This window comes from Curtobacterium sp. PhB78 (assembly GCF_003751685.1).
In the GTDB taxonomy this organism is placed as follows: domain Bacteria; phylum Actinomycetota; class Actinomycetes; order Actinomycetales; family Microbacteriaceae; genus Curtobacterium.
In genome coordinates this window covers 214,543-230,043 of sequence record NZ_RKIA01000002.1, presented here as the reverse complement: position 1 = coordinate 230,043, position 15,501 = coordinate 214,543, and the positions used below count along the sequence as shown (strand labels likewise).

Below are 15,501 nucleotides of genomic sequence, written 5' to 3'. Positions count from 1 at the left end.
ATTAAGCCCTCCCTCCGCTTGCGGGGGCGACGCTCTCGACTCGACCAGCAGCGCCTTCGCGGAAGACCTCATCCGGCTACGCCCAAGCTCAAGGGAGGCGAGACCTGGACAGGCGCGCCCACCCGAAGAGGCTCCGAACCTTTCAGCGGCGGAATGCAATGTTCACCATTCCAAGATCGCGGATGGTAACCCTGTTACCAAGGATCTCCGGCCGTAGAACGCGTCCGTCGCGTACCGCCGGCTTGTCCTCAAAGTCCCCGTACTTATCGCCGCTGATGACGTACGTCCTCGGGGCGGTTGCAGCGTCAAGAATCGACTCATCCGCCGCCTGCTTGTCCGGCGCGACATGCACCCTTACGTCGGCCAATTGCTTCCGGAGCGTTGATGCGGCGAATGTCCTCTCGATGGTGGCGTCGAAAATGACCGTCACGTCGTATCTCCCGGCCAGGGTCGGGACGATCGCTTTCAGTGGCTCGAGGCCGACAAAGGACTGCCCGTCATGGCAAAGGTTGCTGCCGTCGATGACGATCGCTCTCGCGTCGTACGCGACGAGTGCGCGGCGGACCTCCGTGGCTACGCGCCGTTGCCTCTTCGCGACCGCACGCTCGAGCGATGCAACGGAGCTTCCACTATCACGGAGGAACGCTCTGGGGCTGTCGACGCCGAGGTATCGTCTGGCTTCCTCGTGAAGTATCGCCCGGTCTCGAGAGGTGTCAGCTGCCGCGAATCGCCGTTCGATTTCTTGGGCTCGCTTACGCTTTTCCTGTCGGGCCGAAAGTTCTTGTTGAGCTTCGCTCAGCGCCTTGAGCGGTTCCGCAAGCGTCGAGTCCAGCGCCGCAGACGCTGCCGTCAGCCGGTTGAACTCGGCGTCGTGCTCGGCCCTTTCCGCTTCAAGCCGGCCGATGGCGGCATTCACCTCGCGCGGTTCGCAAGCACTGAAACGCTGAAGGTCGCTCCGGTATGTCACCGATCGCTCGAGCAATTCGTCACGTGCCGCTGTCGCCTCAGCCAGAGCGTTCCTGTCCGTGCCGAGCTTCTTGAGGAGCGCATCACGCTCTTCGGCTGCTGCGCGCCGACTCGCATCGAAGACACGGAGCAGTTTGATGCCGATCTTTGCAGCATCACGAGCTCGGTAGTAGTCCCTCGACGTGACAACGAGTGCAGCCTCCAAGCTCGAGACAGCGAGCGACCCCTGTTTCGCCGCCGCCTCGGCATCAGCGGCCTTCCGCATCACGGCGAGCCGGTCGAACTGCTCGTACCAGTCGAGTTCGACCCGCAGGCGATGAAGTTCGGCGTCGATGGCGTTAAGCCAGTCGTTTCGCTCCTCGAGTCGAGACGCGAACGGGTTGCTATTCAAACGGCGTCCTGTCGTCGTGCTTGCGGTCCTCCTCAGCCTATTCGCAGAGAAGGGGCTGTCGGGAAGCATTCGCACCATTCCCCGCCCCAAGCGCGCCTCACCGCTCAAGTCGTGCACGTGCGAAAGTCCGAGTCCGGTAATCCGCCCAGGGAAGCAGACGCCCTAACTACGGCTGGCGAGGATGCGCTCACGCAGCCGACCGAGGAGTCCTGCCTCCGCCGGACGACTTGGCATGGAAGAGCGCGCCAGTCGTCCGCACGGCTGCCGGGCGGGCTGAGGCTTCAAGTGCCCAAGTTGGTCGACGGCCGAGAGTCGGGACCAGCTGTGATTCCACCAGGTGGAGCCTCGGGTTGCGGGTAGCTTCACCAGCTTAGGCTTCGCTCACGCGTCCTCGCTTGTGATCGCACTTGTCCGAGTTGCGGGACCCACCTCTGTTCCGTACTGTCTCCCCGGACACCGCGGTCAGGTGGGTCAGTGCCGAGGTCTCCATCGCTGCCTCGGTCGCGGCGTCGAGGCCGGACCGGTCGCCGATCGCCAGGCCACGCAGGAGCGCAGCCCCGGGCTCGGGCAGGTCCGCCGTCGCACGGACGAATGCCCGGCGCGCGGTGTCGGTGGCTCCGAGCAGTCCCCCGGGTGGCTCGGTGGCGGGCACACCCCGGAGGAACAGCACGAACGCGGTCGCGGAACCGGGGACGTCGGCCTCGATCGTCCCGGTGCCGGTCACCAGCGTGCCCGCGGCCAGCACGCGGTCGTGATCGTCACCCGGTGGAACGAGCGCACCGTCGCCCGGCGGGACGAGCCGGACCGGTACCCGGAGCGCACGCTCCGTGGCGGCACGCTCGAGCGTCGCGAGCACGGAGCGGTCGCCCGGGCCCAGGTCGCGCGACAGGACTGCGTCGAACGGCACGGTGCCCGACGCGGAGGCGAGTGCCCGGAGCACCTCCGGCGTTCGTCGGGTCTCACCCACGGTGACTGACACCGCGAGCAACGCGGTCAGCGCCGCCGCGACGAGCACCAGGCCGGCACCGGCGGTCACGGTGCGGCGGCGACGGCCCGAGCAACGACGACCCGCGACGATCGCACTCCCACCGGCGAGCACGGCCAGCACGGCCAGCACTGCCAGCACGGCGGCCACGATCCCGACCACGGGCGCTGCCGCCGGTCCCCCGACGAGCACGGTCGTCACGATCCAGGCGATCGCCACCGGCACCGCCACCCGCAGGTCCGTCGCACTGGGTCGCAGCTGCACGGGCACGACTCAGACCCGCACGCGGTCACGCAGCTCCGCGAACCGGACGTCGCCGATGCCGCTGACGTCGAGCAGGTCCTCGACCGCGGTGAACCGGCCGTGTTCGTCGCGCCAGGCGAGGATCCGGCCAGCCAACCCCGGGCCGATGCCGGGCAGGGTCTCGAGCGCAGCCTGGTCGGCGCTGTTCAGGTCGACGACCGAGTCGGCGCCGGTTCCCGAGGCGCCCGCGGCACCCGTACTGCCGTCCCCGCTACTGCCCGCCGCGGCCGCACCGCCGTCGACCGGATCGAGCGCCGCTGGCACCTCGTCCTCGCCCACGCGCGGCACGTACAGCCGCTCGCCGTCGGTCAGGACCCGTGCCAGGTTGAGTCGGTCCAGGTCCGCGTCCGCCGTCGCGCCGCCGGCCCGCTCGATCGCGTCGGTGACCCGGCTCGACGGCGGCAGGCGCACCACGCCGTCGCGCTCGACTGCCCCGAGCACGTGCACCACCACACGCGCCCCACCAGTGGCAGCTGTTTCCCCACCGGATGCAGGACCGGCGGTCGACGACCCAGCGGTCGGCGCGCCAGCGATGGGCGCACCGGCGGTCGGCACCCCGGCAGTCGGCGCGCCGGCGGTCGGCGCACCACTGACGACGACCCCGCCCGCCCCTGCACCACCACGGCCCGTCAGCGACCCGACCAGGACCACCACGAGCGCCACCGCCACGACGACCCCGGCCAGCACCACCGCGGCCCGCGGCGACAGCACCAGGCGCAACCAGAGCACGCGTCCCGACGAGGGCGCGCCGTCCACTGACCGAGGGTCCGGTGACGAGGGCGACGACATGCCCCGAACGCTACGGAGCCCGGCCGATCGGCCGGGCTCCGGAGTGCTGGTCTGTGGACAGGTGCGTCGGACGCCCACCCTGTGGACGGCCAGACGCCCACCCCGTGGACGGCCGCGCCGCCCGAGGGCTACCCCTTGATGGCGATGTTCACGAGCTTCGGCGCCCGCACGATGACCTTCACGATCTCGCGGTCACCGATGTACCGCTGCACGTTCGCTGAGGCACGGGCGAGTGCCTCGAGCTCGGACGGCTCGATCGACTTCGACACCTCGAACGAGTCGCGCACCTTGCCGTTGACCTGCACGACGGCGGTGAGGGTCTCCTGCACCAGCAGCGTCGGGTCGGCCTTCCGCCAACCGTGCAGCGCGACGGTGGCCTCGTACCCGAGCTGCTCCCACATCTCCTCGCCGGTGTACGGCGCGAACACGGCGAGGCCGAGCGTGACGGTCTCGACGGCTTCGCGCACGGCGGGGTCGGCGGCACCGGGGCCGCTGTCGATCGCCTTGCGGGTCACGTTGACCAGGTCCATGAGCCGGGCGATCACGACGTTGAACTTGAACGACTCCATCAGGCCCGGCGCATCGGCCAGGAACCGGTGCGTCACCTGGCGCAGGGCGCGGTCACCCTCGGCCCAGACGACGTCGGGGGTCGACGTGACGTCGGTCGCCAGGCGGTAGGCGCGGGCCAGGAAGCGTGCCGAGGCGGACGGCGAGACGTCCTCCCAGTTGATGTCGTCCTCGGGCGGGCCGGCGAAGCCCATCACCAGGCGGATCGCGTCGACGCCGTTCGCGTCGAGCTCGTCACCGAGCGAGACGCCGCCCTTGGACTTCGACATCTTCGAGCCGCCGGACAGCACCATGCCCTGGTTGAGCAGTGCCGAGAACGGCTCGGTGAAGTCGAGGTAACCGAGGTCGAAGAGCACCTTGGTGACGAAGCGCGCGTACAGCAGGTGCAGGATCGCGTGCTCGATGCCGCCGATGTACTGGTCGACCGGCGCCCACTTGCGAGCGACGGCGGGGTCGAACGCCTGGGTGTCGTCGTTCGCCGCCAGGAAGCGCAGGAAGTACCACGACGAGTCGACGAAGGTGTCCATCGTGTCGGTGTCACGGAGCGCGGGCGTCCCGTCGACGGGGTTCGGGACGTTGACCCAGTCGGTCGCTCCGCCGAGCGGCGAGGTGCCCTTGGGCTTGAGGTCGAGCCCCTCGGTTTCGGGCAGCCGCACCGGCAGCTGGTCCAGCGGCACGGGGTGCTCGCTGCCGTCGGCGCCGTGGATGATCGGGATCGGCGTGCCCCAGAAGCGCTGGCGCGAGATGAGCCAGTCGCGCAGGCGGTAGGTCTTGGCGGCGCGACCGGTCCCGCGCTCCTCGAGCAGGGAGATCGCGGCGGTGATCGCGTGCTGCTTCGACATGCCGTCGAGGGGGCCGGAGTTCATCATCCGGCCCTGACCCGTCAGCGCCTCGCCCGTCGTGGTGGGGTTGAGGTCGGGCAGCTCGGTGTCCTCGGTGATCACCGGGATCGCTCCGGTGACCGCGGCGTTGGTGTCGACGACGACCTTCACGGGCAGGTCGAACGCCCGGGCGAAGTCGAGGTCGCGCTGGTCGTGCGCCGGGACGGCCATGACGGCGCCGTGACCGTAGTCGGCCAGCACGTAGTCGGCGGCCCAGATCGGCAGGCGCTCCCCCGTCAGCGGGTGGATCGCGAAGCGGCCGAGCGGCACACCGGTCTTCGGGCGGTCCGCGTTCTGCCGGTCGATCTCCGACGTCTTCTGCGTGGCGACGAGGTAGGCATCGAAGTCCGCACGGACGGAGGAGGACGCAGAAGCGACGAGCGACGCGGCCAGGTCCGAGTCCGGTGCGACGACCAGGAACGTCACGCCGTGGATCGTGTCGGGGCGCGTCGTGAACACCGTGACGGGCTCGTCACGGCCCTCGATGACGAAGTCGACGTCGGCGCCGACCGACCGGCCGATCCAGTTGCGCTGCTGCGCGATGACCTTGGCGGGCCACCGTCCCTCGAGCTGGTTGAGGTCGTCGAGCAGGCGGTCGGCGTACTCCGTGATCTTGAAGTACCACTGCGTGAGCTTCTTCTTGACGACGACGGCGCCGGAGCGGTCCGAGGTGCCGTCGGGCAGGACCTGCTCGTTCGCGAGCACGGTCTGGTCCACCGGGTCCCAGTTGACCCAGCTGTCCTTGCGGTACGCCAGGCCCTTCTCGTACATCTTCAGGAACAGCCACTGGTTCCACTTGTAGTACTCGGGGTCCGAGGTGTGGATCTCGGTGCTCCAGTCGAACGACGGCGCGTAGCGCTTGAAGGACGCCTTCTGCTGCGCGATGTTCGCGTAGGTCCAGTCCTTCGGGTCCACCCCGCGCTTGATCGCGGCGTTCTCGGCGGGCAGGCCGAAGGAGTCCCAGCCGATGGGGTGCAGGACGTTGAAGCCCTGCTGGCGCCAGTAGCGCGCCACGAAGTCGCCGAGGGCCCAGTTCTCGGCGTGCCCCATGTGGAGGTCGCCGGACGGGTACGGGAACATCTCGAGGATGTACTTGCGCGGACGCGTGTCGTCCAGGTCGGTGGTGAAGAGCCCGAGCTCTTCCCAGCGGGGCTGCCACTTCTCCTGGATACGACGGAAGTCGTAGGCGTTCGGGTCCTCGGCGTGCTGCTCGGTGGTCACGGACGTCAACGATACAAGCCGGGAGGCCCGTCCAGCGTCCGCCTGTCGGGTCATCCGACGAGCAGGCGGCCGGCGGCCATCCGCAGGGTGCGGTCGACCAGGTCCGCCCGGACCGGCACGTGCGACACGATCACGACCGTCCGTCCCGCTGCGCGGGCCGTCGTGACGAGGTCGTGCAGGACGGCGTCGCCGAGGTCCGGGTCGATGTCGGCCGTGGGTTCGTCGAGCACGAGCACCGGGAACGCGTGCAGGAGCGCGCGCGCCAGGGCGAGCCGGTGCGCCTGTCCGCCGGAGACGAGGCCACCGCGCTCCCCCACCGACGCATCGAGCCCGCCGCGACGTCCGACCCACTCGCCGAGGCCGACCCGGTCGAGCACGGCGAGCAGCTCGTCGTCGGTCGCGGTCTCGCGGGCGAACAGCAGGTTCTGTCGGACGGACTGGTCGAACACGAACGGGTCCTGCTCGATGAGCCCGATGCGGGCACGGACGGCGTCGGGGTGCATGTCCTTCGCCGAGACCCCGTCGAGCGTGTACGAGCCCTGGTGGTCGACGAACCGGACGAGCGCGTCGACGAGGGTGGACTTCCCCGCGCCGCTCGGCCCTTCGAGCACGACGACCTCGCCGGGGTGCAGGTCGAGCGAGACCCCGTCGACCGCCGGCGTCGTGGCTCCGGGCCACTGCACGGTCAGGTCGCGCACCGCCACGGTGACCGGACCGGACACCGCCAGTTCGGCCGGGTCGGCGTCCTGCTCGGGTTCGGGCACGATGCCCGCGGGCACCCGTGCCGGGACGACCTGCTCGACCCGCTCGGCGGCGGCGCGCACCCGGCGCAGCGTGAGGACGGCGAGCGGGACCCCGCCGACGACCTCGAACAGGGCGAGCGGCACGAACACGGTCAGTGCCCAGAGCGGTCCGTCGAGCGCCCCGGACACCACGGCGGGCGCACCGACGGCCAGGATCCCGATGACCGCGCCGCCGCCGACCAGCCCGACCAGGGCACCGACGAGCGCCTCGACCGTGCCACGGCGGCGCACCGCACGGGTGACGCCGGCGTCGAGACGGGCGATGTGCGCCAGCCGCTCTTCGAGGGTGCCGTAGGCCGCGAACACGTCGAGCGTCCGCACGGTGTCGAGCACGAGGTCGGCGACCCGACCACGGTCCGCCGCGGTCTCACGGTCGGAGCGCTCGGCGATCGACCGTGTCACGACCGACCCAAGCAGCGCCGCGACCGCCAGGCCGAGCAGGAGCACGAGGGCGGCCGGCACCGACACGATCGCCACCGCGACGACGGACAGCAGGGCGACGACCCCGGCGGACACCAGCGGCCCGACGACGCGGATGGGCAGGTCCTGCAGCCGGTCGGTGTCGGTGACCAGGCGGGTCATCAGGTCGCCACGGCCGGTGCTGCCGAGCCCTGCCGGTGCGACCGAGGCGAGCCGCCGGTACATCTCGGTGCGCACCACCGCGAGCTGCCGGAAGGACGCGTCGTGCCCGGCGAGCCGGTCGACGTAGCGCAGCGCCGCACGCCCGAGTGCGAACGCCCGCACGCCGACCATCACGAGGGTCAGGTAGAGGATCGGCGGGTGCTCCGCGGCACGGGTGATGAGGTAGCCGCTCGCGGCGAGGAGCGCCACGGCGCAGACCGCACTGAGCGCGCCGGCGGCGACCGCCTTCGCCCAACCCGACCCGTGCGGCATCGCGAGCCGCAGGACGGACGCTCCACGGGCCTCCCGGGACAGCACCCGCTGCCGGCTCATGCGCGCACCCCCGTCCGGACGGTGACCGACCCACCGGTGCCGATGTCGACCCGGACGTCGGCCGCGGCCACGACCGCCGGTCGGTGGCTGGCCACCACGACGACCGCGCCGTCGGCCGCCAGGCCGCGGATCGCGGCGACGACGTGGGCCTCGGCCTCGGCGTCGAGCGCCGACGTCGGTTCGTCGAGCAGGACCAACGGCGTGCCGACGCGGCGGGCGCGGTACAGCGCCCGCGCGACGGCGACGCGCTGCGCCTGGCCGCCGGACAGTCCGCTGCCGCCGGCGCCGATCGGGAGGCCCGGGTCGACCCCCAGCCCCGCGTCGCGCAACGCGGTCTGGACGTCCACGGCGTCGGGGGTCGCGCTGAGCGCGACGTTCTCGGCGACGGTCCCGCGCACGAGGCGGGGTCGCTGGTCGGCCCAGGTGGTGCGGCCGGCGGCGGTCGTACCGGCGGCGCCGGGGACGACCACGGTGCCGTCGTGCGGCAGGACGCCGCGGAGTGCGGCGATGACGCTCGACTTGCCCGAGCCGCTCGGACCGGCGAGCACGACGACGGTGCCGGGGTCGGCGTGCAGGTCGAGCGGGCCGATCACCACGTCGGGCCGGCGGACGGTCAGACCGTGCACGGCCAGCGCCGCGGCAGCCGGAGCGGTCGCCGCGCGGTCCGTGTCGTGGTGCGGCGCGGGCTCCGTGTCGTCGTCGAGGACGTCGAGGACCGCTGCCGATGCCTCGACGCCGTCCTGGGCGGCGTGGAAGTCCGCGCCGACCTGGCGGATGGGGGCGAACGCCTCGGGGGCGAGCACCAGGACGAACATCGCGGCGCCGAGCCCGAGCGAGCCGTCGACCAGCCGGATGCCGATCGACACCGCGACGAGGGCGACGGACAGGCTCGCGGCGAGCTCGAGCGCGAACCCGCTGACGAACGACAGCCGGAGCACCCCGAGCGTGCCGCGACGGTACTCGTCCGTGACGGCGCCGATGCGGCCGACCTGGCGCCGGGCGCGACCGAACACCTTGAGGGTGGCCAGGCCCTCGACGGCCTCGAGGAAGGCACCGCCGAGCTTGGCGAGGGCATCGGACTGCTTCCGCTGCAACGACTGGGTCGCGAGTCCGATCAGGATCATGAACACCGGGATGACCGGCAGGGCGAACAGGATGATCAGCCCGCTCGTCAGGTCACCGAGGCCGATCGCGACCAGCAGCAGCGGTGTGGCGATCGCGGTGAGTGCGAGCTGCGGCAGGTAGCGACCGAAGTAGGCGTCGAGCGCGTCGAGGCCCGGCCCGAGGGTGGTGGCGAACCCCGCGCTCGACCGGCCCGCCAGCCAGGACGGACCCCGCTCGGCGGCGCGGGCGAGCACCGTGGTGCGCATCTCGCTCTTCACCTTCGCCGCGGCGCGGGCCGCCAGGTCGTCGGTCGCCCAGGCCGCCACGGCACGGAGCACGAACGCGCCGCCCAGCAGCGCGAGCGCCTGCCCGAAGGCGCTCGGGGCACGGCCGTCCTGGACCGCGTCGATGCCGAGGGTCACGGCGGCGGCGATCCCCCACGCGATCGCGATGGTCGCGACCGTGCGGAGGACGCCGGTGCCGGCGGCCGCGACGATGAAGCCGCGCGCCGTCCGCGACAGGCGCAGGAGTCGCGGGTCGAGCGGCTTCACCGTCGCCTGCCTAGTGCGCGGCCTGGGTGACCTGGGTCCGCGAGACACGCTTGCGGAACACCCAGTACGTCCAGGCCTGGTACGCGAACACGAGGGGCACGAAGATCAGCGCCACCCAGCTCATCACCGTCAGCGTGTACGAACCGCTCGAGGCGTTGTACACGTTCAGGCTGTTCGCCGGGTCGTTGGTGGCGGGCATGACGTCCGGGAAGATCGCCGTGAACATGGCGAGCACGATCGCGGCGATGGTGACGGCCATGAGCGTGAACGCCCGGCCCTCCTTGCCCCAGGCGTTGCACAGCACGGCCAGGACGAGCGCGAGTGCCGCGACCACCGAGAGCACGAGCGAGGCAGGGGTCGCCCGGACGAACGCCATCCAGACCAGGAACGCGGCGCCGACGACGATCGTCAGGATGCCTGCCCGGGTCGCCAGGCGCTTCGCGCGCTCGCGGATCTCGCCCTCGGTCTTCAGCGCCACGAACACGACGCCGTGCGTGAAGAACACCAGCAGCGTCGCCACGCCGGTCAGGAGCGCGAACGGGTTGAGGAGGTCGAAGAGCGTGCCCGTGTAGTTGTGCCCGGAGTCCATCGGGATCCCGCGGACGACGTTGCCGAACGCGACGCCCCAGAGGAACGACGGCAGGGCGGAGCCGACGATGATCATCAGGTCGAAGCGACGCTTCCACTCGAGGTGCTTGTTCTGGTGCCGGTACTCGAACGAGACACCGCGCAGGATCAGCGCCGCGAGGATGAGGAGCAGCGCCAGGTAGAACCCGGAGAACATCGTGGCGTACCACTCGGGGAACGCCGCGAACAAGCAGGCGCCGGCGACGATGACCCACGTCTCGTTGAGGTCCCAGACCGGGCCGATCGTGTTGATGAGCACCCGACGGTCGGTGTCGTCCTTGCCCAGGAAGGGCAGGGACATGCCGACCCCGAAGTCGAAGCCGTCGAGGACGAAGTAACCGACGAAGAACACGCCGACGATCGCGAACCAGAGGACAGGCAGATCCATCTCAGTACACCGTCACTTCGTGCTTGACCTCGCCGGTCTCCTCGTCGACCTCTGCCGGAGCGGCAGGGCCCTCTTGCGCGACCTTCTTGATGAGCTTGAACTCGACCACCGCCAGCGAGCCGTAGATCACGGTGAACACGACGAGCGAGATGAGGACCTCGAGCCCGGTCACGTTCGGCGAGACGCCGTCGCTGGTCTTGAGCAACCCGAACACGAGCCACGGCTGGCGACCCATCTCGGTGAAGATCCAGCCGACGATCATCGCGGCCATCGGGAGCGGGACGGTCCAGGTGGCGACGCGCCAGATCCAGCGCTTCGTCGGGAACCGGCCCTTGCGGGTCAGCCAGAGGCCGGCGAGGGACACCATGACCGCACCGACGCCGAGCGCGATCATCCAGCGGAACGACCAGTAGGTCACCCAGATGATCGGCTTGTAGTCGCCGGGCCCGTACACCTGGGTGTACTGCGCCTGCAGGTCGTTGATGCCCTCGACCGTGCCGTTGAAGGTGTGCGTGGACAGGAACGACAGCAGGTAGGGCACCCGGATCGAGAACAGTTCGTGCACGCCGTCGGGGGTGCCGAGCGTGAAGATCGAGAACGAGGCGTCCTTGCCGGTCGCCGTGTTGTACAGCGCTTCCGCTGCGGCCATCTTCATCGGCTGGGTGTCGACCATGGTCAGGCCGAGCTGGTCGCCGGTGAGCACCGTCAGCGCGCCCGCCGCCACCATGGTCCACATGCCGAACTTGAGCGCCGGCATCATCGTCTCGAGGTTCTGGTTCCGCGCCAGGTGGTAGGCGGCGACCGAGATGATCACTGCTGCGGCGACCATGAAGCAGGCGAACAACGTGTGCGGGAAGGCGGCCAGGGCGACCTTGTTGCCGAGGACCGCCCAGATGTCGGTGAGCTCCGCGCGCCCCTTGGCCTCGTTCATCGAGAAGCCGACCGGGTGCTGCATGAACGCGTTCGCGGCGATGATGAAGTACGCCGACATGATCGTGCCGGCACTGACGCACCAGATGCTCGCCAGGTGCAGTCCCTTCGGCAAGCGGTCCCAGCCGAAGATCCAGACGCCGATGAACGCGGCTTCGAAGAAGAAGGCCAGGATCCCCTCGAGCGCGAGCGGGGCGCCGAAGACGTCACCGACGAAGCGCGAGTAGTTCGACCAGTTCATGCCGAACTGGAACTCCTGCACGATGCCCGTCACGACGCCCATCGCGAAGTTGATCAGGAAGATGCGTCCGAAGAACCGGGTCAGCTGCAGGTAGTGCGCGCGACCGGTCCGGTACCAGGCGGTCTGGAACACGGCCACCACGGCGGCCATGCCGATCGTCAGCGGGACGAAGAGGAAGTGGTAGATGGTCGTCAGACCGAACTGCCACCGCGACAGGATGAGCGGGTCGAGGAGATCGGTCATGCGGCACTTCCCAGTCGGGTCGCCGCGCGCAGTCGGTGCACGTCAGTGTCTTCCTGTGGAACGGATACATCAGATGTCACAGCCGTTGGGACTCTTCAACGGTACCGCGTCACCACCGACTTCGACAACTTGTAGAAATGTTCTGTGCACGAACGTGCAAGGGTGTTGCACGGCACAACCGTGCGGCACGGATGTGCCGATTCGCGCTCCGCCGAACGACGACAGGCGCCGGGCATTTGCCCGACGCCTGTCGTCTAACGCACGAGGACTGCTGTTACAGCAGGCCCTCGTCGGTCAGGAACTCCTTGGCGATGGTGGACGCCTTCTCCTTGTCCGCCGTGCTCTTGGTGTTGAGCTCGATCAGGGCCTCGGGCGTCAGCTTCTCGTTGACCGAGTCGATCGCGTCCGCGGCCTTGTCGTTCACCTTGTCGGAGACGACGGGGATGACGTTCTGCGGCAGGATCAGGTTCTCCGGGTCCTCGAGCGTGACGAAGTCGTTCGCCTTGATGCTCGGGTCGGCGCTGTAGATGTCGGCGAGCTGGACGGTGCCGTCCTTCAGCGCCTTGACCGTCAGGGCCCCGCCGGAGTCCTCGACCGCCTTGAAGTCGACGTCGACGCCGTAGACCGACTTCAGGCCCTTCGGACCGTACGGACGGGTCTGGAACTCGGAGTTCGCGCCGACGGTGAGCTTCGACGTGACGTCCTTCAGGTCGGCCAGGCTCGTCACGTCGTTGTCCTCGGAGAACTTCTTCGTAACGGTGTAGCTGTCCTGGTCGGTCGCCTCGGCCTCGTCGAGGACCCGGAGGCCCTTCGGCAGCGCCGTCTCGAGGCCCTTGTCGATCTCGTCCGCGGTCTTCGCGTCGGACTTCTTGTCGAAGTACTGCAGCAGGTTGCCGCTGTACTCGGGCATGACGTCGATCGCGCCCTTCTCGAGCTGCGGGATGTAGACCTCGCGCTGCCCGATGTTGAAGTTGCGCTTGACCTCGAAGCCGTTCTTCTCGAGGACCTGTGCGTACAGCTCGGCGATGATCTCGTTCGAGTAGTACTGCTGCGAGCCGACGACGATCGTCTTGGAGTCGGACGACGCGCTGGAGCCGCTGTCGAGCGGGTCGCTCGACGCGCAGCCGGTCAGGGCGGCGACGACGCCCAGTGCGAGCGCTGCTGCGACGCCCGCACGGATCTTTGCTGTGATCACGATGGATTTCCTTCCGGGATGGGATTGCGGGCTCGCTCGCGCGATCCCTGGCGCTGCCGGGCCGACGGGTCGGCGGTGCCCTTGGGCACCGACGCCCGCTGCAGCACGGCGAACACGATCTCGAACGCGATCGCGAGTGCGATCACGAGGATGGAGGCGCCGAGCATCTCGGCGTAGTCCTGGGTCTTCAGACCGAGGAAGAAGTAGCCGCCGAGGCCGCCGGCGCCGACGTACGCGGCGAGCGTCGCCGTGGCCACGACCTGCAGCACGGCTGCGCGGAAGCCGCCGATCAGCAGGGGCAGGCCGAGCGGGACCTCGACCTTCCACAGGATCTGCCAGCCCGTCATGCCCTGGGCCTTGGCGGCGTCGACGGTCACGGGTTCGACCGACTCGATGCCCGAGTACGCACCGGCCAGCACCGAGGGGATGGCGAGCACGACGAGCGCCAGGAGCGGAGCCTGCAGGCCGATGCCGAGCAGGAGTCCGAACAGGGAGAGCACGCCGAGCGTCGGCAGTGCGCGGATCCCGCCGGACACGGCGATCGAGAAGCCCCGTGCGCGGCGCGTGTGGCCGATGGCGTACCCGATCGGCACGGCGATCACCGAGGCGATCACCACGGCGAGCAGCGTGATCCAGATGTGTTCCCAGAGGCGGCCGGGGATCGCGTTGTACCCGGAGTAGTTGGTGGGGTCGAAGACCCAGGCCAAGGCCTGTCCGATGATCACGAGGCGACCTCCGCTGCTTGCAGGACACGGCGGGTCCGGCGGCGCGACACCGAGGTCGTCCGGGTCCACGGCATGACGATCCGGCCGAGCAGCACCAGGATCCCGTCGAGCACGAACGCCAGGACGAGGACCATGACGATGCCGGAGATGATCTCCTCGTAGATCCCGCGGCCGAGGCCGTCCGTGAACAGCGAGCCGAGGCTCTGGATGCCGAGGACGGCGCCGACGGTCGTCAGCGAGATCGTGGACACCGAGACCACCCGCAGCCCGGCGAGCAGCACCGGCCCGGCCAACGGTAGTTCGACGCGGAAGAAGCGCTGCGCCGACGAGTACCCCATCGCGGTCGAGGCCGACTTCGTCCCCGAGTCCACCGAGGTGAGCCCGTCGACGGTCGACCGGACCATGAGCGCGAGGCCGTACAGGGTCAACCCGATCACGACGTTGACCGGGCTCTGCAGCCCGGTGCCGATGATGCCGGGCAGTGCCACGAACAGCGCCAGGGACGGGATCGCGTAAAGCAGACCGGCGAACGTCACGATGCCGCTGCCGACACCCGAGGCAAACCGCGATCCGCCGGGGCGCTGGAGTCGGACGACGAGCCAGCCGATGGGGATGGACAGCAGGAACGCGATGATGATCGGCGGGATGGCGATGGCCAGGTGCGCGACCGTGGCGTCACGGATCGTGTCGAGGTTCGCGAGGACCCACTTCACCGCGTGCCCTCACCCTGCGCCGGAGCACCCGGGGCGTCGAGCGACGCTCCGGCCTGGTTCGATGCGGGGTCGGCCTGCACCGCTGCGGCGGCGTCGACGACGTTGACCGGTCCGGTGAGGACACCGGCTGCACGCCCGTCGCCGTCCACGACGATGGGGCCCGTGGGGGTGTGCTCGACGCGCAGCGACCGACGCCCACGGCCGACGCCGATGAAGTTCGCGACGAAGTCGTCCGCCGGCTCGGCCAGGATCTCGGACGGCGTGCCCTGCTGGGCGATCTCGCCGCCCTTCTTCAGGATGACGACCTGGTCGCCGAGCTTGAACGCCTCGTCGATGTCGTGCGTCACGAACACGACGGTCTTGCCGAGTTCACGCTGCAGGCGGATGAGCTCGTCCTGCAGGTCGTTGCGGACCAGCGGGTCGACGGCGCCGAAGGGCTCGTCCATGAGCAGGATGTTCGGGTCGACGGCGAGGCCGCGGGCCACACCGACGCGCTGCTGCTGCCCGCCGGACAGCTGGGACGGGTACCGGTCGGCGAACGCCCGGTCGAGTCCCACGGTGTCCATGAGCTCGAGCGCACGCGTGCGGGCGTCGGCCTTCGACACCCCGGTGAGCAGGGGAACGGTCGCGATGTTGTCGACGACCTTGCGGTGCGGCAGCAGACCGGAGTTCTGCATGACGTACCCGATGCTCCGCCGGAGCTTCACGGGGTCGACGCCGGAGACGTCGGATCCGTCGATCTGCACGGAACCCGAGGTGGGGTCGACCATGCGGTTGATCATCCGGAGCAGCGTCGTCTTGCCGCAGCCGCTGGAGCCGACGAAGACGGTGGTGGTCCGGGACGGGATCACGAGGTCGAAGTCGTCGACCGCGGTGGTGCCGTCCGGGTAGGTCTTTCGTACCGAGCGGAACTCGATCATGGGT

12 protein-coding genes are annotated in these 15,501 nt (G+C 69.7%); all 12 read right to left on the bottom strand.

Features of this window, described 5'->3' with window-relative positions; translation table 11 throughout:
* Positions 1–142: 142 nt before the first annotated feature.
* The 12 genes from EDF53_RS04800 to EDF53_RS04745 all read right to left on the bottom strand — a co-directional run bounded on the left by EDF53_RS04800 (position 143) and on the right by EDF53_RS04745 (position 15,497).
* Positions 143–1,426 carry a hypothetical protein gene (locus EDF53_RS04800; RefSeq protein ID WP_185020947.1) on the bottom strand — a complete coding sequence of 428 codons (1,284 nt, stop codon included), beginning with the start codon at positions 1,424–1,426 and terminating at the stop codon, positions 143–145.
* Positions 1,427–1,727: 301 nt separating this feature from the next.
* On the bottom strand, positions 1,728–2,606 hold the full coding sequence (locus EDF53_RS04795; RefSeq protein ID WP_148058270.1) for a hypothetical protein: 879 nt from the start codon (positions 2,604–2,606) through the stop codon (positions 1,728–1,730).
* A 9-nt stretch (positions 2,607–2,615) separates the two neighbouring features.
* Positions 2,616–3,401 (bottom strand): ComEA family DNA-binding protein, encoded by a 786-nt coding sequence (locus EDF53_RS04790; protein WP_260215211.1) that lies wholly within the window; start codon positions 3,399–3,401, stop codon positions 2,616–2,618.
* 161 nt (positions 3,402–3,562) lie between these two features.
* Positions 3,563–6,157, bottom strand: a complete 2,595-nt coding sequence (leuS, locus tag EDF53_RS04785) for a leucine--tRNA ligase (RefSeq protein WP_395873174.1) — start codon at positions 6,155–6,157, stop codon at positions 3,563–3,565.
* Positions 6,154–7,860, bottom strand: a complete 1,707-nt coding sequence (gene cydC / locus EDF53_RS04780) for a thiol reductant ABC exporter subunit CydC (RefSeq protein WP_123292500.1) — start codon at positions 7,858–7,860, stop codon at positions 6,154–6,156. The genes leuS and cydC overlap by 4 nt, the downstream gene beginning before the upstream one ends.
* A complete protein-coding gene (cydD, locus tag EDF53_RS04775; protein WP_123292499.1) occupies positions 7,857–9,515 on the bottom strand; it encodes a thiol reductant ABC exporter subunit CydD in 1,659 nt (552 codons plus the stop codon). The genes cydC and cydD overlap by 4 nt, the downstream gene beginning before the upstream one ends.
* Positions 9,516–9,525: 10 nt before the next feature.
* Positions 9,526–10,530 carry a cytochrome d ubiquinol oxidase subunit II gene (gene cydB, locus EDF53_RS04770; RefSeq protein WP_123292498.1) on the bottom strand — a complete coding sequence of 335 codons (1,005 nt, stop codon included), beginning with the start codon at positions 10,528–10,530 and terminating at the stop codon, positions 9,526–9,528.
* A 1-nt stretch (position 10,531) separates the two neighbouring features.
* Positions 10,532–11,944, bottom strand: coding sequence for a cytochrome ubiquinol oxidase subunit I (locus EDF53_RS04765; protein ID WP_123292497.1), 1,413 nt, complete (start codon positions 11,942–11,944; stop codon positions 10,532–10,534).
* A 274-nt stretch (positions 11,945–12,218) separates the two neighbouring features.
* Positions 12,219–13,139: an ABC transporter substrate-binding protein gene (locus tag EDF53_RS04760; RefSeq protein ID WP_123292496.1), complete on the bottom strand. Its 921-nt coding sequence runs from the start codon at positions 13,137–13,139 to the stop codon at positions 12,219–12,221.
* Entirely contained in the window at positions 13,136–13,864 is a 729-nt protein-coding gene (locus EDF53_RS04755) for an ABC transporter permease (protein WP_123292495.1), read from the bottom strand. The genes EDF53_RS04760 and EDF53_RS04755 overlap by 4 nt, the downstream gene beginning before the upstream one ends.
* On the bottom strand, positions 13,861–14,577 hold the full coding sequence (locus EDF53_RS04750) for an ABC transporter permease (RefSeq protein ID WP_123292494.1): 717 nt from the start codon (positions 14,575–14,577) through the stop codon (positions 13,861–13,863). The genes EDF53_RS04755 and EDF53_RS04750 overlap by 4 nt, the downstream gene beginning before the upstream one ends.
* The gene (locus EDF53_RS04745; protein WP_123292493.1) at positions 14,574–15,497 is read right to left on the bottom strand and encodes an ABC transporter ATP-binding protein; all 924 of its coding nucleotides are present in this window, start codon (positions 15,495–15,497) and stop codon (positions 14,574–14,576) included. The genes EDF53_RS04750 and EDF53_RS04745 overlap by 4 nt, the downstream gene beginning before the upstream one ends.
* Between the last annotated feature and the right edge of the window lie 4 nt (positions 15,498–15,501).